The following is an 18,356-nucleotide window of genomic DNA, read 5'->3' as shown; positions in this document are numbered from 1 at the left end:
CATATGGGCCTATTTGAATGGATTTTTGATAATCTGTATATTGTGGCCGTCATCGGTTTTGCACTCTTCTCCTTCTTGGGGAAAGCTGCCAAATCGGCTGATCCGAACAAAAAGCGTCCTGCCAACGGGATGCCTACATTTGGAGGCAGTGGTGATTCAGGCCGGGATGAACGTTCAAGAGACAATTCATCTCCGCAGCAGTCTTCCGGACCTACAGACCCCCGCTATGATGAACAGTATGACGATCGGTATGATGACGTGCAATATGAGAATCAGTATGATGAGCCGTATTCGGAGCCTGCTGCATCTTCTCGCCCCGCAACTGACTACAGAAGTGAGGGCACGATGAGTGCGATGGCAAATTCACTTGAGGAACAGATGAGAGGCATGGAAGAACAGCAGCGCTTGATTGAAGAACGCTTGAATCGCATCTCTTCTGCGAATCGGCCAGTTGTGTCTGATTCCAGTTGGGATGAGACCAGCACCGATGAATCGGGAGCGTCTCCACTTCGTCCTGCTGATATTCGTACAGGTGTCCTGTGGGCAGAAGTACTGGGTTCCCCTCGTTCCAAACAGCCGTTTGGTACAAGAGGAAAACTGTAAACAAGTCAATTTATTGGACGGAAATAAAGCCGTCTCTGGTGAGCATAAAGCCGCCGGAGACGGCTTTTTCTGTGTTCTATCCTTTTTTCTCAACATTCGTCCCTAACACGCCCCGGAATTTTCATAAATTCATGAATCTGCGCATAAGTTGAACTGTAGAGGAAGGGGGAAGACCTTCGAATGACCCGGATCAGCCGCAAGCTGCGCAGATGGACCAGTGAAGTGTTGGATCTGCCGCAGGATGTGCTTTATGATATGCCTCGGTTAACCCTGATCGGCAGTAAGCAACTGTATATAGAGAATCATCGCGGTGTCATCCATTTTACACCGGATCGTATCGTGTTGGCTCTTTCCCAAGGCCAGTTAGAGATCAAAGGAACTGCCTTGGTGATACGTAACATTTTGCCGGATGAAGTAGCTGTTGAAGGAACGATTCTGGATATTCATATGAATGGAGTGGAGGGGAACGGATGAAGCAGCCCAGTCTGTACAAACTGCGGGGAGCAGTCCGAATCACGGTCACTGGGGGAGACATTGAAACATTAATCAACACGGTGGCAGAGCAGGGACTGGAAGTTTGGGACCTGCGTGCTCACGATGGACGCGTGGCAGAGATGAATATTCTGCTGCCGCATTTTTTCAGGTTGCGTCCTATGTTGAAACGGACAGGCTGCAGGGTGAAAGTAACCCATCGCAGCGGTTTCCCCTTTTTTGCGGCCCGTTTATTGCGGAGGAAGTTCTTTCTTGGGGGTATGCTGTTTTTTGTGGCAGTTTTGTTTGCGTTGTCGTCCATGGTATGGGATGTGGAGGTCAAGGGTAACGTCACCATTCCCACCGACGAGGTGCTCGCAGCAGCGAAGAAAGAGGGCATATATCCTTTCCAATGGGGGTTCCGTCTGCAAAGCCAAGACAAGCTCTCCAGGCAGCTTGCACTCGCTCTGCCGGATGTAACCTGGATTGGCGTCAGCAAAGAGGGGACAACCATTACCATTCAGGTCGTAGAATCTGCCCAACCAAAGCGCGAACCATTACTGAACCCCAGACATCTGATCAGTAAGTCAGATGCTGTGGTCACTCAAATCTATGCGGAGCAGGGACGCCCTGTTGTTCAGAAGGACATGCGTGTTAAAAAGGGTCAGGTATTGATCTCGGGGATTCTCGGGGATGAGGAGAACACCAAAACCATCGTTGCCAAAGGCGAAGTTCGTGGTCTGGTATGGCGTGAGTATCAGGTAGAGGTTCCGCTGGTGCAAAAACATAATACAATGACAGGTGAGAGCAAAGAACGTTTTTACATGGTACTGGGGAATTGGGCGATTCAACTGTGGGGGTACGGAAGTACACCATTCACTTCATTTGATACCGAGAGTAATCATAAACCATTGACGTGGCGATCCTTTACACTTCCCATGGGTTGGCTGACAGAGAAAGATCTGGAGACCCGAGAGCATGAGCAACAACAGACGATAGAATGGGCCAGAACAAAAGGATTGGAAGGAGCAAGGAACGATATTATCGCCAAAAACGGCAAAGGAACAAAAATTATAAGTGAAAAAATTTTGCATGAGAAGAAAGAGAATGGTAAAGTTTATATGAAAGTCTTATTTGAAGTAGAAGAAAGCATTGCGGAAGAACTTCCGCTAGTCCATAGTCAAGGAGAATGAGGATATTTGTCAGAGCAAACACGCAGCATACAAATCTCCCTCCAGAGTGCGGGAGAGGGCCAATCTCTTTTTGGACCCCAAGATACTTTTCTTAAACTGATTGAATCCGAGATTCCCGCCCAGATTGCATCCCGTGAAGCGGAGATTGTGATTTTTGGCAACGCACAGCAGGTGGAATCGCTTGAACAATTATTTGATGTGTTACTGCAATTGATACGCAATGGATATGTGTTAACCGAGAGAGATGTGAAGTATGCGATTGAACTTGCCAAGGATATGCGGGCAGACCAGCTATTGGATCTGTTCAAGGGCGAGATTACAACGACATACCGAGGTAAACCAATCCGTGTTAAAACCATTGGACAGAAGCACTATGTAACTACAATTAAAAAACGTGATATTGTATTTGGCATTGGTCCTGCCGGTACGGGTAAAACCTACCTTGCTGTTGTACTGGCTGTTGCTGCAATTAAAGAAGGCAGCGTCAAACGCATTGTACTCACACGGCCTGCTGTTGAAGCGGGAGAGAGTCTTGGATTTTTGCCAGGTGATCTTCAGGAGAAGGTAGACCCGTATCTGAGACCGCTGTACGATGCCCTATATGACGTTATGGGACAGGAACAGACCGCTAAGGCACTGGAGCGAGGGTTAATTGAAATCGCGCCACTCGCCTACATGCGGGGGCGTACGCTGGATGACTCCTTCATCATTCTGGATGAAGCACAGAACACAACGCCGGAACAGATGAAGATGTTTCTAACCCGTCTTGGTTTTGGCTCCAAAATGGTCATCACCGGAGACGTGACACAGATTGATTTACCGCGTGGTAAGAAATCCGGGCTTGTGGAAGCGAATACGATCTTGAATGAAGTTAACGAGATTGGATTTGTCTATTTTGCCGAGCAAGATGTTGTACGGCATTCCCTTGTCCAGAAAATTATCGTGGCTTACAACCACGCCGCAGAAAATCAAGCATAGAAAGGGATTGTCTAAAGTGACCTCGAAGGAACCGTCAAAAGGCAAATCTTTTCAGAATAAGGCTACAGGATGGAAGTATAGCGTGTGGGCACGCTATCTTCTGTTTTTGTTTCTGGTGATTCTTTTCTACGTCAGTCTGGCTTCCAAACTGCTCCCTGAGCGCTATGATATTCAGGAAGGGACACGGAGTGAAGTGGACATTGCTGCGCCCATGCAGATTCCGAATAACAAGGCCACGCTCAAAGCACAGGAAGAAGCTGCTGAACGGGTACAGCCGATATTTCAGATTGTCCAGTTGCGAAACGAAAATTTGATGACTACCCTGCTTGATCGTGTAGATCGATTAAATCAGGATGATCAGATCTCAAGTCAGGACAAGATTGATATATATCGGGATGAAATTCCGCAGCGCCAGAAGGACTTTGTGACCAACTATATCAATAATAATCGGAAAGCCGGTACATACTCCGAGACTCTTTTGGAAGAAATCAGAAATGTGGTACAGGAGCAAAGCTACCGTATTCCCGAAGAAACTTACATCAAAATCTCACGTCTGACATCGGATGATATCCAGGAGATGAAACCGGTTGCTAGGGATATTGTTGCCCGGTTAATGACGGATCAGATCAGCGATGCAACCACTGCCCGTGCCAAAGTAGCTGAGATGGTGAGTGTCAGCTCTCTTGGTAAGCGAACGCAACGTGAGGTCGTGCAAGAGCTTGCTCGCCTCGTGGTGACCGCGAACCGCTTCTACGATGAAGAGGGAACCAAGGAAGCCAAAGTTCAGGCGCGAGAGAACACGCAGACTGTCTTTATCAAGCAAGGGGACACATTAGTTGCCAAGGGTGAAATGATCACCCCGGAGATGTATACTTTGCTGGATGAAAATGATTTGCTGAAAAATGAAGTGAACTACTGGCCACAGCTTGGTCTTCTTATGTTTTCCTGCCTGTTGTCAGCAGCAATTCTGATGTATATTCAGCAAGGCAGCGGAACACATTTTAAGTATAATAATGCCCAGCTGTTGATGCTTGTTCTCATTTTTATTATTACGATTGTGGTTATGCATGTGACAGCGATTATCCAAACCAATGAGCGGTCTTATGTGGGCTTCCTTGCACCTGTTGCGGTAGGGGCGATGTTAATTGCGCTGTTGCTGGATACGTCGCTTGCCTTTGTATGTTCGATTTTGATCGGTATGTTGTCCAGCATTATTTTGAATACGCATCAGGGTCAACTTTTTGACTTCGAACTAGGTTTCTTCGCTGTATTGGTTTCATTTGTTGCGATCTTCGCAACTCATAAGGCTAGCCAGCGATCAACGATCCTGAAAGGGGCCATCATGGTCTGCCTGTTCGGGTCGATAGCCGTCTTCACCTTGGCTTTGATTGACTCGGGAGATTGGAACCGAACCACGACACTGTATGGTGTTGGGTTTGCATTTGCAGGTGGCGTGCTGACTGCCATACTGGTCATTGGGCTGATGCCATTTTTCGAAACTTCATTTGGCATTTTATCAGCGCTCAAACTGGTGGAACTATCTAATCCGAACCATCCGCTTCTTCGCAAGTTGCTGACGGAGACACCGGGTACTTATCATCACAGTGTTATGGTAGGGAATCTGTCCGAAGCAGCAGCAGAAGCCATAGGAGCTAACGGATTGCTATGCCGAGTCGGTTCGTATTATCATGATATTGGCAAGACGAAGCGCCCCATCTATTTTATTGAAAATCAGAACAATATGGAGAATCCACATGATTCAATTGATCCGAAACTGAGCAAATCCATTATCGTTGCCCATGCGCGCGATGGGGTGGAAATGCAGAAGGATTATAAGCTGCCCAGACCTATTCGGGATATTGCGGAACAGCATCACGGCACGACATTTCTCCACTATTTCTATCACAAAGCACTGCGTCAGGCTGAAGAAGCAGGCGTAGAACCTGATTTCACGGAAGAAGATTTCCGTTACCCTGGGCCCAAGGCTCAGTCCAAGGAATCGGCTATTGTTGGCATTGCCGATAGTGTAGAGGCTGCTGTGAGATCTTTGCGCAAACCGACAGTGGAGCAAGTGGAGTCCATGATTGAGAAGATTATTAAAGGACGATTGGACGATCATCAATTTAATGATTGTGACCTTACGATGCGTGAACTGGATATCGTTTCCAGAACATTGAAGGAAACGGTGATGGGTATCTTCCACTCCAGGATAGAATATCCGGAGGAGATCAAGAAACCAAAGCCAACTTCACCCGAAGCAGGCTAATTCAATAATAGTTTGTGTTCAAAAAGGCCGGTTTTCAGTACCGAGAAGATGGGATGAAGCTAGAAATGCTTTTTTGAACAACCTCTAATATGAGCAGACAGGAGTTATGAAAGAATGAGTCTTAACCTGGCATGGAATAATGAACAACAGGATAAAGAAATTACAGACCCGATGATTGCAATGCTGGAACAGTTGCTGAATCTCGCCGGAGAAGCGGAAGGTGTTGCAGACGGGGAAGTGGCTCTGACTTTTGTAAACGATGAGCAGATCCATGAGTTGAACCGTGATTATCGCGGTATTGATCGTCCTACGGATGTACTGTCTTTTGCGATGAACGAAACGGTGGATGAAGAGCTCGATATTATCTATGAGCTGGACGAAGATGAAGAAATGGAAGAAATGCCGGATGTTCTTGGAGACATCATCATTTCCGTACCACGGACCATCCTGCAAAGTGAAGAGTATGGACACTCATTTGAACGTGAACTTGGTTTTCTGTTTGTCCATGGTTTCTTGCACCTGCTCGGGTACGACCATCAGGATGAAGCAAGTGAGGCTGAAATGATGGGCAAACAAGAAGCGGTATTGGCCCAGGCCGGGTTGACACGATAATGAAAAGACGCTCCTGGGGTCTGGTATTCCGCAATGCTGCGGAAGGAATCGCATATGGGTTGCGGACTCAGCGTAATGTGAGAGTTCACACGGGAGTGGCTATTTTGATGTGTGTAGCTGGCTTTTTTTTCAGAATCTCAAGAACGGATTGGATGTTTGTGCTGACCGCTGTCTTTTTGGTCCTGGTGACTGAATTGATGAACACGGCTGTAGAGGCAGCGGTTGACTTGGCACACCCCCATATCCACCCGCTGGCAAAAGCGGCAAAGGATACCGCGGCCGGGGCAGTTCTGCTGGCTGCGGTATTCGCCGTCATCATCGGTTGTATCGTTTTCATTAAGCCAGTGATGAGCTGGCTAGGTTTGTACTGATTTTGTATTAACTTTGATTCGTTTTGTGATTTTAATACTACACAAATTTGTGAAGTTAGACCGTTTTTTAAGTTGAACTTGTTGACATTACACGATAACGAAGAGGACAGAAATAAATCTGTAGAAGCGAAGCGTTCGCCTTTATCCCCGGATTTTCACATTGAAAAAGTGAATCAAAAAATCTGGGGGTAACAGCGATCGAAGGGTTATTCTGGACACGGAGTGACTAGTGTAAATTTGGCTTTGGTTAAACTTAATTCGTAGGTACTAACTTTATATTGCACCCTAAGGGAGAGAATATTAATGGATAACGGTTTGTTAATGCAAGAAGCAATTAAGGCACGTACGAAGGCGTATACGCCTTACTCCCATTTTGGTGTAGGCGCGGCTTTGCTTGACAGTGAAGGTCATGTGCATCATGGTTGTAATATTGAGAATGCTGCGTATACCCCAGGTAACTGTGCTGAGCGTACAGCGATGTTCAGTGCCATTGCAGGTGGACAGCAGCCTCGCAGCTTCAAAGCGATTGCCATTGTGGGAGACACGGATGGTCCGATTGCTCCATGTGGCGTATGTCGTCAGGTCATGTACGAACTGTGTGAACCTGATATGAAAGTCATCTTGGGAAACTTGAAAGGTGATCTGCAAGAGACCACCGTTGCTGAACTGTTACCTTGGGCTTTTGGGCCTTCTGATCTGAATTCTGCCAAAAAATAAACCAATATTCCAGGCCTAGGCGCCTGAGGAGGAACATATGAAAAAACAAGCATTTAAATCCGGTTTTGTAGCCATTATTGGACGTCCAAACGTAGGTAAATCCACACTGATGAACCAAGTGATCGGACAGAAAATTGCGATTATGTCGGACAAACCACAAACCACACGTAATAAAATTCATGGTGTGTATACATCCGAACATCAGCAAATCGTATTCCTGGACACACCGGGTATTCACAAACGTCAATCCAAACTTGGCGATTACATGAACCAGACTGCTCTGAATACGCTCGGAGAAGTAGAAGCAGCACTGTTCCTGATTGACGCTTCAGAGGGTTTGGGTGGCGGTGATCGTTATATTGCGGAACAGTTGAAAAATATCCGTACACCTGTCATTCTTGTCATGAATAAAATTGACAAAATTGAGCCGGAAGCGCTGCTGCCACTCATTGAGACGTATCGCAAGCTTCACGATTTCGCTGAAATCGTTCCTGTCTCTGCCATGCTTGGCAGCAATGTCAGCACGTTGCTGGAACAGCTCGGCAAGTATTTGCCAGAAGGTCCACAGTACTATCCTGATGACCAAGTTACTGACCATCCGGAGCAGTTTGTATGTGCCGAGTTGATTCGTGAGAAAATTCTGCAAATGACTCGTGAAGAAGTGCCTCACTCCATTGCTGTAACGATCGAAGATATGAAAGTGCAGGATAATGGTGTCGTTTATATCTCAGCCGTCATTTTTGTGGAACGGGATTCCCAAAAAGGGATCATTATCGGCAAGCAAGGTGCCCTTCTGAAAGAAGTGGGTAAACGAGCTCGACACGATATTCAGAATTTGCTTGGCTCCAAAATTTTCATGGACCTGTGGGTTAAAGTGAAAAAAGACTGGAGAAATCAGGATCGGGTTCTGCGTGACCTTGGCTTTGGCCGTGACTAATCGTCGGAATTGTATCCAGTAATTGCAACACATAGTTTACCTTGCAAGACTCCATCCTATTTGGTAGATGCAGACGTCATTTCCGAAGAGAGGATGAAATTCCGATGCGAGATTTTTCGTGGAAGGTTTTTGCGATGACGGGGGATGTGGAGTCCTATTTGTTATATACCGAGGCGTGTAACTCGTTAGGACAGGAGTCGGAGAATGCAAGGGAAGTGATTGAAGATGAAGAAGCCGAAGGATAACTGGCTGATTCGGGAATGGTTAGGTGACGAGGCATGCTATACAGGGTGGAAGGGATTGTCATCCGCAGCATGGACTACGGCGAAGGGAACAAAATCATTACACTTTGCACCGAAAGCGGCGGGAAAGTAGGGGTACTCGTCCGCGGTGCCAAAAAGCCCAAGAGCCGACATGCTGCACTGGTGCAGCCGTTTACGTATGGTCAATATGTATATTTTCGCAATACAGGTCTAGGCACACTGAACGCTGGAGAAATTGTTGAATCCTATCATGAGTTGCGTGAAGATCTGGTCAAGGCCTCTTATGCCTCTTATGCGTGTGAACTATTGGATCGGGTGCTTCAGGATGAAGAGACAGGTACATTTTGGTTCAAACAGTTAAAGGCGTGTTTGCAGGCGTTGAAGGAAGAGAAAGATCCGGTTGTTATTACAAGTCTGTACGAAATGAAAATATTACAGGCATCCGGATATGGTCCACAGTTCGATGAGTGCATCTCCTGCAACCAGGAGCGACCAGATGAGCAGTTGTTTATAAGTCCCAGACTTGGTGGCGTCTTGTGTCGAGCATGCAAACACTTTGATCCTCCAGCGATGTCAGTTAGTCCAAAGGCTCTGAAGTTGTTGCGTTTGTTCGCACAGTTGGATCTGCAGCGCTTGGGGAATATATCAGTGAGTGAATCTACCCGTGATGAGATCAAAAAATTGATGCGTGCCTTTATGGATCATCAGCTTGGTCTGAATCTTAAATCCCGTTCTTTCCTCGATCAGATGGAGAAGTACGGGATTTGAGGCGTTTTGGTGGAAGTGAAACTATATCTTGACTTCATACTAGATTTTATATATTATGAAATATAATTTCTCTTTATGAGACATGCATTGAACGAGAAAGTAAAAGACTGGATTTATTGCATTTATGGAGACAAGTCGTTGTATAACACTTGGGAATCATGAATGAGCGAGTCGGGGATGGTGGGAGCCTGGCTGAATCGGTTTTTGAAACGGCACTCGGGAGCATGAATGGACACGGAAAAGTGGGCTGGAACGAACAGGATCATCTTGTTTGATCTAAGCCAAGTAGGGTGGAACCGCGGGAATAGCTCTCGTCCCTACGTCTGTACAACAGGCGTAGGACGGGGGCTATTTATTGTTGTCTTCACCGTCCTAAGCTTGATAACAAACCATTGAAAAGGAGCATGATTATGAATTTTCAGCAGATGATTCTAACGCTGCAACAATTCTGGGCCGAGCATAACTGTATTATTGTCCAGCCATACGATACGGAAAAAGGGGCAGGTACGATGAACCCGATGACCTTTTTACGCTCGCTTGGACCCGAACCTTGGAAAGTGGCCTATGTGGAGCCTTCCCGTCGTCCTTCGGACGGACGTTATGGTGAGAACCCTAACCGGCTGTACCAGCATCATCAGTTCCAGGTCATCATCAAGCCTTCTCCGGACAATATTCAGGAAATTTACCTGGAAAGTCTGAAACGTCTTGGCATTGATCCGCTCAAACATGATATTCGGTTTGTTGAAGATAACTGGGAGAATCCCTCCCTTGGTTGTGCAGGTCTTGGTTGGGAAGTATGGTTGGACGGAATGGAAATTACACAATTTACGTATTTCCAACAGGTTGGTGGAATCGAGACAAATCCGGTAGCTGTTGAAATTACGTATGGTATGGAGCGTTTGGCTTCTTACATTCAGGATAAAGAGAATGTGTTTGATCTGGAATGGGTGGAAGGTATCACTTATGGTGATGTATTCCGTCAGCCAGAATTCGAACACTCTAAATATACGTTTGAAGTATCTGATGTCAAAATGCTGTTTACACTCTTCAACATGCATGAAGAAGAAGCAAACAAGGCCATGGCGCAGCATCTGGTATTCCCGGCATATGACTATGTGCTGAAATGTTCCCACACGTTCAACCTGTTGGATGCACGTGGAGCCATCAGTGTAACGGAACGTACGGGTTACATCACACGTGTCCGTAATCTGGCTCGCCAAGTCGCTGCAACATATATGGAAGAGCGTGAGAAGCTAGGCTTCCCGCTGATCAAGAAAGGGGGAGCCGAGCATGTCTAAGGATTTGTTGTTTGAAATCGGGCTGGAAGAAGTACCTGCACGCTTTATGCGCGCAGCAATCGCACAGCTGCAAGAGCGTGTCGTGAAATGGCTTGACGCATCCCGCATTGCTTATGGTGAAGTGAATGCATATGCTACACCACGCCGTCTGGCTGTTTTGATTCACAATGTGGCTGAAAAGCAGGAAGATATCGAGGAAGAAGTGAAAGGTCCTTCACGCAAAATTGCCCTGGACGACAGTGGCAATTGGAGCAAGGCTGCACTCGGATTCGCCCGCAGTCAAGGTGTTGAACCCGATCAGTTCACGTTCAAGGAACTGAACGGTGTCGAATATATCTATGCAACGAAGAGCAGCAAAGGTGTGGAAACAGCTTCTGTAGTTGGCGAAGGCTTGTTATCTGTATTACATGCCATGACGTTCCCGAAATTCATGCGTTGGGCTTCCTATGATTTCAAATTCGTACGTCCAATCCGCTGGATTGTGGCTATGCTCGGCAGTGATGTTATCGATCTGGAAGTGACAGGTGTTAAGTCGGGTAACGTAACTCGCGGACATCGTTTCCTCGGTGAGGAGGCCGTGATCTCCAATCCATCTTCATACGTGGAAGTGTTGCGTGCAGAACATGTCATTGTAGATATCCATGAACGTGAACAGATGATTGTATCCCAGATTCAGGCACTGGCTGCGGAGAAAAAATGGGATATCGCGATTAAGGAAGACTTGCTGGAGGAAGTCCTGTTCCTGGTGGAAACACCTACCGTATTGTTCGGGACATTTGACTCTTCATTCTTGAATATTCCACAAGAAGTATTGATTACTTCCATGCGTGAGCATCAGCGTTATTTCCCTGTATTGGACAATGAAGGACAATTGTTGCCATTCTTCGTGACGGTACGTAACGGTGGAAGTGATTCACTTGACGTTATTGCCAAAGGGAATGAAAAAGTTCTGCGTGCACGTCTGTCTGATGCCAAGTTCTTCTATGAGGAAGATCAGAAGCTACAGATTAAGGATGCATTGTCGAAGCTGGAAAGTATCGTCTTCCAGGAAGAACTGGGAACGGTTGGAGATAAAGTGCGCCGTATTCGCAAGATTGCGGATGGACTTGCTGCCAAACTGCAAGTATCCGGTGATGTTGCTGAATCCGTTAGCCGCTCAGCAGATATCTGCAAATTCGATCTGGTGACACTGATGGTGGGAGAATTCCCGGAACTGCAAGGTGTGATGGGTGAGGATTACGCTCGTAAAGCTGGCGAAAAAGAAGAGGTGTCCAAAGCGGTATTTGAACACTATCAGCCACGTTTCGCTGGAGATCAATCCCCTGCTTCTCTTGTTGGTGCCATTGTGAGTGCTGCGGACAAAATGGATACAATCGTGGGTTGTTTCTCCATCAACATTATTCCAACGGGTTCACAGGATCCGTACGCGCTGCGCCGTCAGGCTGCAGGTATTGTACAGATTTTGCTGGATCACAAGCTTCCGCTGACATTGTCTGACGTGTTCGGAGTAGCACTTCAAGTACATGCCCAGATGAACCTGTTGAAACGTGCAGATGAAGAGGTTCGTAAAGATCTGCAAGACTTCTTTGGTCTTCGTGTGAAAAAATTGTTGTCCGAAACAGTTCGCTACGACGTAGTGGATGCCGTAATTTCTTCCGGATTCGATGATATCAGCGCTGTGGTTCCAAAAGGTGAAGCGTTGATGGCGGCTGTTATGACAGGAGACGCATTCAAAACAACGGTTGAATCGTTCAACCGTGTGGGTAATCTGGCGGCCAAAGCATCCAATGCTTCCGTACATCCAGAACTGTTCACAGAAGATGGAGAACGTCAGTTACATGAGGCATGGAGCAAAACGAATGCAGAATATCGTCAGGCGTTGACTCAGCATCATGCTGCTGAAGCACTGGCTATTGCATCTGCCTGGAAGGATGGTATTACCTCATTCTTCGATTCGGTCATGGTTATGGCCGAGGATGAAGCTGTTCGGGCGAATCGACTTGCCTTGCTCGCGGCTATTGATCGTGACTTGAAAGGATTTGCTGATTTTTCCAAGTTGGTTTGGTAATTGGGCGTATTTCATGAGTCCTTTTCCACAGACTTGGCGCAAAGCTAAAATTCAGTATTAAAGAAGGATATATGAGGGTATAAATATACGGAACGGGTTGTGAAATGTATTTTTGACAACCGCTCCGTATTTTAGCCTTTGATTTCCCTCGTTCCGGCAGAAGGATTTTGCCTGGCCGGGGTCGTATATAACAATATGCAGCTATTTTATGAAACCGGGTGGTCTGGGTTTGAGTGAGTTAAATATACGCCACATTGTTGTGGATGGTGATGCTTGCCCGGTCAAAACCGAGATTGCGCAAACCGCTCGCCTTTTCAACATCCCCGTATTGTTAGTCTCTTCATTTGATCATTTGCTTCAAGGAGGAGAAGGGGTACGAACCGTGCAAGTGGATCGCAGTGATCAGAGCGCAGACCTGTATATTGCTAATCATATTAAGCCATATGATGTGGTTATCACTCAGGACTATGGACTTGCGGCACTTGCGCTTGGCAAACGTTGTTATGTTTTGTCCTTTCGTGGTCGTGAGTTCAACGATCGTGACATTGATTTCATGTTGGATTCTCGTCATACTGCGGCCAAAGCACGAAAAAGAGGCCATTACGGGAAAGGCCCAAAGCCTTTCACAGAGCAGGATCGAGAAATGTTTCAACATAAACTGACAAAACTTTTAAAAGATTTGCAGGAGAATGTGTAAGTTTATCGAATTATATTTACGTGTTGAAGAGATGAAGGTGGCCAGAGATGAGTACCGGACAAGGCGGTATACCCGAAAGTATTATTGAATCGGTGTTACAGCAGAATGATATTGTCGATACGGTGAGCCGATTTGTGCATCTGACCAAACAGGGGAAGTATATGAAAGGCCTCTGTCCTTTTCATTCCGAGAAGACGCCTTCGTTCACCGTTACACCTGAGAAACAAATTTTCTACTGCTACGGTTGCGGCACGGGTGGAAATGCCATCAAATTCAGGATGGAAATCGAAGGGTTATCCTTTCCCGAGGCTGTCAAAACGATGGCGGAAGAAAGTCACATCTCTATGGGGGACTGGCAAGGGCGTGAATCTGCTCATGTGAATCCGGAGACGGAACGTCTGTTGGAGGCTTATGAGCTTACCGCGAAGCTGTATCATTTTTTGTTGAAAAATACAGAGCACGGCAAGTCAGCCATGGAGTATTTACGCTCAAGAGGTTTTGGCGACAAGTTAATCGACCAGTTCCAGATTGGTTTTGCACCAAATCGTTGGGACACACTGGTACAATTTCTTGAGAAACGTAACTATCCGCTCGAAGAGATGGAAAAGGGTGGACTTCTGTCACCCCGAAATGAAGGTCAGGGATATGTGGATCGATTCCGAGACCGGATTATGTTCCCGATCAATGGCAGGAGCGGTAAGCCGATTGCATTTGCAGGACGCATATTGGGAGATGGGCAACCGAAGTATCTAAATTCACCGGAAACCCGGTTATTTAACAAAAGCCGTGTTCTCTATAATCTGCATCATGCCAAAAATGCAATTCGCAAACAAAGACAAGCCATTTTGTTCGAGGGATATGGTGATGTCATCTCCGCATGGGACCAGGATATCCAGAATGGTGTAGCGGCAATGGGCACTGCGTTAACCGAGAATCAGGCACTGATGCTCAAAGGGATGTGCGACGAAGTCATCATATGTTATGACGGCGACAGAGCAGGACAGGCTGCTGCACTCAAAAACTTCCCTATTCTTGAGGAAGCTGGATTGCAGGTCAAAGTGGCTCTCATTCCCGAGGGACTTGACCCGGATGATTTTATCCGGAAGCATGGTGGTGAACGGTTCCGAAACCAGATTGTGGACGGTGCCGTGACAACTACAAAATTTAAACTTATAAACTTAAAAAAAAGCCATATACTGCTAGAGGGTGGCGGACAAATCGCCTATTCGAAAGAAGCAGTAAAGTTGATTGCACCCTTACCTTCTCCAACAGAAAGGGAAGTGTATCTTCGTGAACTGGCTGCAGAAGTGGACGTATCGTTCGAAACATTGAAGCAGGAGTGTAATGAAGAACGGGAGGCGATGAAAAATAACCTCCAGTTTGGGGATAATAACCCGAAAAGGTGGAATAATGGTAGGCAACAAAATAGGCAGGTGCCTACACCCAATCTGTTGCCGGCTTATCACGCTGCCGAACGCAAACTGATTGCCTGGATGTTGCAGGATGATGAGGCTGCCCAGTACGTGAATGAGCATCTTGGTGAAGCTTTTAACTTGGATGATCATGCAGCTATTGCTGCTTATCTATATGCCTACTATGCGCAAGGCAAACCGTCGGATACAAGCCGTTTTATGTCTTCACTGCATGACGATCGCCTGGAAAAGACGGTTAGTTCAATCTCGATGATGGATGGTCCAGGTGAATGGAGTATTCAAATGCTCGATGATTGCATCAGGGAAGTGCTGAAGCATCCGCGTAAGAAAGAGTACGATTTGAAAAAAGAAGAAATGATTGCTGCAGAGCGGGCAGGTGATTCTGTACGCGCGGCACAGATTGCAATTGAAATGATTGCCCTAGAGAGACAGTGAACGTCTGATGATTAGATGTTTCTAGGGAGGAGGGAGTCGAATTATGGCGAATGATCAGCATACTGAACTAGAAACAGAATTGACACTGGATCAGGTTAAAGATCAATTGATTGAATCAGGTAAGAAAAGAGCTTCGCTGAATTACAAGGAAATTATAGAGAAACTCTCTCCTTTTGAGCAGGATGCAGAGCAAATGGATGAGTTCTATGAGCAACTGAGCGATCTGGGTATCGATGTAGTGAATGAAAATAATGAAGAGGTTACACTTCGTCCTAGTGAAGATTCCGAGAACAACACCAGAGAGGGAGAGGACGAATTCCACTTTGATGATGATCTGAGCTTGCCGCCAGGTATCAAAATCAATGACCCTGTCCGTATGTACCTCAAGGAAATTGGTCGTGTGCCACTGTTGTCAGCAGATGATGAAGTACAACTGGCTAAACGGATTGAGAACGGGGATGAAGAAGCCAAGCGTCGTCTGGCTGAAGCTAACTTACGACTCGTTGTCAGTATCGCCAAGCGTTACGTTGGACGTGGAATGTTGTTCCTTGATTTGATTCAGGAAGGTAATATGGGTCTGATCAAAGCGGTTGAGAAGTTCGACCACAAAAAAGGATACAAGTTCAGTACGTATGCAACATGGTGGATTCGCCAAGCGATCACTCGTGCTATTGCTGACCAGGCGCGTACCATTCGTATCCCTGTGCACATGGTGGAGACGATTAATAAGCTGATCCGGGTATCCCGTCAGCTGTTGCAAGAACTTGGGCGTGAACCGACACCAGAAGAAATCGCTGCTGAGATGGATCTGAGTGTAGAGAAAGTTCGTGAAATTACGAAGATTGCACAGGAACCGGTTTCTCTGGAAACACCGATTGGTGAGGAAGATGATTCCCATCTGGGTGACTTCATTGAGGATCAGGAAGCACTTGCTCCGGCGGATGCTGCTGCGTATGAGTTGCTGAAAGAACAGCTCGAAGATGTATTGGATACACTGACTGAACGTGAAGAGAACGTGCTTCGTCTACGTTTTGGTCTGGACGATGGACGGACGAGAACGCTGGAGGAAGTCGGCAAGGTATTTGGTGTTACGCGTGAGCGTATTCGTCAGATCGAAGCCAAGGCTCTTCGTAAGTTGCGTCACCCGAGTCGTAGTAAACGACTCAAGGATTTCCTCGAATAATCGAACTATGGGAGACTTTCCGCAAGACGCTTTAGCGGCGGCGGGGTCTCCTTTATTTTTAATTTAAACGTCTTGATTTCTTGGTTTTGGAAATTCATCCTTGAAATGTTTTATTGGATTTTATTTTATCGCTTTTCCTTGTTCAATGCAAATCAATAAATTAAATGAATGGTGTAGGTGCTTCATGAAACTTTCGAATCGATTACAGCGAATACATGATCAAATTCCCGATGGCAGCCGCATGGCTGATATCGGTTCAGACCACGCGTTGCTGCCAGTAGCCGCAATCCGCAGTGGGAAAGCTGCAAGTGCAGTAGCCGGGGAAGTCAATCCTGGCCCTTATGATGCTGCATGCAAACAAGTCAGTGATGCTGGCCTGAAAGAAAAAATCACGGTGCGTCGTGGAGACGGTCTTGATGTGATCTCTGCGGGTGAAGTGGATGTCATCACCATTGCAGGTATGGGCGGTGCCTTGATTGCTTCTATTTTGGACAGAGGTTTATCCAAACTGGAAGGAGTCCAGTTACTTATTTTGCAACCAAATGTGGGTGAGGATATCCTCAGACGCTGGTTACTGGAGCATCACTGGGTGGTTGTAGCAGAACAGTTGCTCGAAGAAGATGGAAAGATTTATGAGATTATAACGGCGATGCCACAATCTGTAAGCCCGATTGCCAATGTAGAGGTGTATCGTGCACGTCCGCTTCAAGGCGGGGCAGAATTGACGGAAGATTTGCTGCTACGGATGGGGCCTTATTTGGTTGATCGACCAACGGATGTATTTTTTGCCAAATGGGAAAGTGAGATCGTCAAACTGCAAGGGGTTGTTAACTCCATCTCCAAATCCGATCAGGATTCTTCCCGGGACAAGGCGGCTGAGGTAGAGCGTCTTATCGCAAACTTGAAGGAGGTTTTGGCATGTTTGCCAAAGGTCAAACTGTAATTCAACTGATGGAGCAACTCGCTCCCAAACATCTGGCTGTACCGGATGACCGCATTGGTCTCCAGCTCGGCAGTTTGCAAAAAGAAATCCGTCACGTGTTAGTAGCTTTGGACGTGACGGATGAGGTGGTGGACGAAGCGATTCGTATCGGTGCCAACCTGATTATCGCTCATCACGCGATCATTTTCCGTCCGGTTAAGTCACTGAGTACAGATACACCTATGGGTAAATTGTATGAAAAGCTGATTAAGCATGATATTGCTGTCTATATCAGTCATACAAACCTGGATGTGGCCGAGGGTGGGATGAATGACTGGATGGCCGAGGCACTTGGCATCGAGAGTAAAGAATCGCTGGAAGATGTACACACAGATCATCTGTACAAGCTGGCTGTCTTTGTGCCTCGTACCCATCATGAACAGGTTCTTCAGGCCATTCTGGAAGCCGGAGCGGGGAGTATCGGTCAATACAACAAGTGCAGCTTTAACACGGAAGGTACAGGAACATTTGTACCTGGTGAAGGGACTCAACCGTTTATCGGTACCCAAGGGCAGATGGAACGTGTGGAAGAAATGCGTATTGAGACCATCGTACCCCAAAGTCTGAGAAGTAAGGTCGTTCAGGCGATGCTTAAGGCTCATCCGTATGAGGAAGTGGCCTATGACCTCTATGCAATGGATTTAAAGGGCCGTACGCTCGGTCTGGGACGCTTGGGACCCCTTAGGGATCCTAAGACATTAGGTGAGCTAGTGGAGGTCGTGAAGACCCAATTCAATGTGCCTCATGTGCGGGTAGTAGGAGATCTGAACAAGCAGATCAAAAAAGCAGCGGTTCTTGGCGGCTCTGGCAGCCGTTACGCGCTGACTGCCCGCTTCAAAGGTGCGGATGTTATTGTGACCGGAGATATTGATTATCACACGGCTCATGATGCGTTAATGGCAGGTATGTGTATCATCGACCCGGGACATAATTCCGAGAAGATTATGAAACCAAAAACAGCGGATTGGCTTCGTTCCCGTTTGGAAGAAAAACGATATGATACGCAAGTTACAGCTTCACAGGTAAATACGGAGGTATTCCAATTTATCTAAAAAGACCGTTGCTGTGTGGTTCCCAGTAA

At 46.7% G+C, this 18,356-nt stretch carries 18 protein-coding genes; all 18 read left to right on the top strand.

What is annotated here, in order from left to right; genetic code table 11:
* Positions 1-3 precede the first annotated feature (3 nt).
* The 18 genes from EL84_RS27590 (at position 4) to EL84_RS27510 (ending at position 18,327) form a co-directional block, all read left to right on the top strand.
* Entirely contained in the window at positions 4-603 is a 600-nt protein-coding gene (locus tag EL84_RS27590) for a hypothetical protein (protein ID WP_047843783.1), read from the top strand.
* A 180-nt stretch (positions 604-783) separates the two neighbouring features.
* Entirely contained in the window at positions 784-1,077 is a 294-nt protein-coding gene (gene yqfC / locus EL84_RS27585; RefSeq protein ID WP_017687241.1) for a sporulation protein YqfC, read from the top strand.
* The gene (gene yqfD / locus EL84_RS27580) at positions 1,074-2,267 is read left to right on the top strand and encodes a sporulation protein YqfD (RefSeq protein ID WP_047843782.1); all 1,194 of its coding nucleotides are present in this window, start codon (positions 1,074-1,076) and stop codon (positions 2,265-2,267) included. Before yqfC ends, yqfD begins: the two co-directional genes overlap by 4 nt.
* 6 nt (positions 2,268-2,273) lie before the next feature.
* The gene (locus tag EL84_RS27575) at positions 2,274-3,245 is read left to right on the top strand and encodes a PhoH family protein (RefSeq protein WP_017687243.1); all 972 of its coding nucleotides are present in this window, start codon (positions 2,274-2,276) and stop codon (positions 3,243-3,245) included.
* A gap of 16 nt (positions 3,246-3,261) precedes the next feature.
* Positions 3,262-5,511: an HD family phosphohydrolase gene (locus EL84_RS27570; protein ID WP_047843781.1), complete on the top strand. Its 2,250-nt coding sequence runs from the start codon at positions 3,262-3,264 to the stop codon at positions 5,509-5,511.
* Positions 5,512-5,625: 114 nt separating this feature from the next.
* Complete coding sequence (gene ybeY, locus EL84_RS27565; RefSeq protein WP_036615036.1) at positions 5,626-6,123, top strand: rRNA maturation RNase YbeY; 498 nt, start codon at positions 5,626-5,628, stop codon at positions 6,121-6,123.
* Complete coding sequence (locus tag EL84_RS27560; protein WP_017687246.1) at positions 6,123-6,494, top strand: diacylglycerol kinase family protein; 372 nt, start codon at positions 6,123-6,125, stop codon at positions 6,492-6,494. The genes ybeY and EL84_RS27560 overlap by 1 nt, the downstream gene beginning before the upstream one ends.
* Before the next feature lie 303 nt (positions 6,495-6,797).
* Complete coding sequence (locus EL84_RS27555; protein ID WP_047843780.1) at positions 6,798-7,211, top strand: cytidine deaminase; 414 nt, start codon at positions 6,798-6,800, stop codon at positions 7,209-7,211.
* Positions 7,212-7,248: 37 nt separating this feature from the next.
* Positions 7,249-8,148, top strand: a complete 900-nt coding sequence (era, locus tag EL84_RS27550; RefSeq protein WP_047843779.1) for a GTPase Era — start codon at positions 7,249-7,251, stop codon at positions 8,146-8,148.
* Positions 8,149-8,252: 104 nt separating this feature from the next.
* Complete coding sequence (locus tag EL84_RS31540; protein ID WP_082219141.1) at positions 8,253-8,393, top strand: YqzL family protein; 141 nt, start codon at positions 8,253-8,255, stop codon at positions 8,391-8,393.
* A 33-nt stretch (positions 8,394-8,426) separates the two neighbouring features.
* Positions 8,427-9,179 carry a DNA repair protein RecO gene (gene recO / locus EL84_RS27545; protein WP_047843778.1) on the top strand — a complete coding sequence of 251 codons (753 nt, stop codon included), beginning with the start codon at positions 8,427-8,429 and terminating at the stop codon, positions 9,177-9,179.
* Positions 9,180-9,589: 410 nt separating this feature from the next.
* A complete protein-coding gene (gene glyQ, locus EL84_RS27540; protein WP_017687252.1) occupies positions 9,590-10,477 on the top strand; it encodes a glycine--tRNA ligase subunit alpha in 888 nt (295 codons plus the stop codon).
* Entirely contained in the window at positions 10,470-12,545 is a 2,076-nt protein-coding gene (gene glyS, locus EL84_RS27535) for a glycine--tRNA ligase subunit beta (RefSeq protein ID WP_047843777.1), read from the top strand. The genes glyQ and glyS overlap by 8 nt, the downstream gene beginning before the upstream one ends.
* Positions 12,546-12,774: 229 nt before the next feature.
* Positions 12,775-13,242 (top strand): YaiI/YqxD family protein, encoded by a 468-nt coding sequence (locus EL84_RS27530; RefSeq protein ID WP_017687254.1) that lies wholly within the window; start codon positions 12,775-12,777, stop codon positions 13,240-13,242.
* Between the two features lie 47 nt (positions 13,243-13,289).
* Complete coding sequence (gene dnaG / locus EL84_RS27525) at positions 13,290-15,110, top strand: DNA primase (protein ID WP_036615029.1); 1,821 nt, start codon at positions 13,290-13,292, stop codon at positions 15,108-15,110.
* A 43-nt stretch (positions 15,111-15,153) separates the two neighbouring features.
* On the top strand, positions 15,154-16,293 hold the full coding sequence (gene rpoD, locus EL84_RS27520) for an RNA polymerase sigma factor RpoD (protein WP_017687256.1): 1,140 nt from the start codon (positions 15,154-15,156) through the stop codon (positions 16,291-16,293).
* Between the two features lie 184 nt (positions 16,294-16,477).
* Positions 16,478-17,236, top strand: coding sequence for a tRNA (adenine(22)-N(1))-methyltransferase (locus EL84_RS27515; protein ID WP_036615026.1), 759 nt, complete (start codon positions 16,478-16,480; stop codon positions 17,234-17,236).
* On the top strand, positions 17,212-18,327 hold the full coding sequence (locus tag EL84_RS27510) for a Nif3-like dinuclear metal center hexameric protein (RefSeq protein ID WP_047843775.1): 1,116 nt from the start codon (positions 17,212-17,214) through the stop codon (positions 18,325-18,327). Before EL84_RS27515 ends, EL84_RS27510 begins: the two co-directional genes overlap by 25 nt.
* The last annotated feature ends 29 nt before the right edge of the window (positions 18,328-18,356 follow it).

Origin of the sequence: Paenibacillus sp. VT-400 (genome assembly GCF_001029205.1) — a bacterium.
Lineage (GTDB): Bacteria > Bacillota > Bacilli > Paenibacillales > Paenibacillaceae > Paenibacillus > Paenibacillus amylolyticus.
The sequence above is the reverse complement of the archived record's forward strand: the minus strand, read 5'-3'. Positions and strand labels throughout refer to the sequence as shown.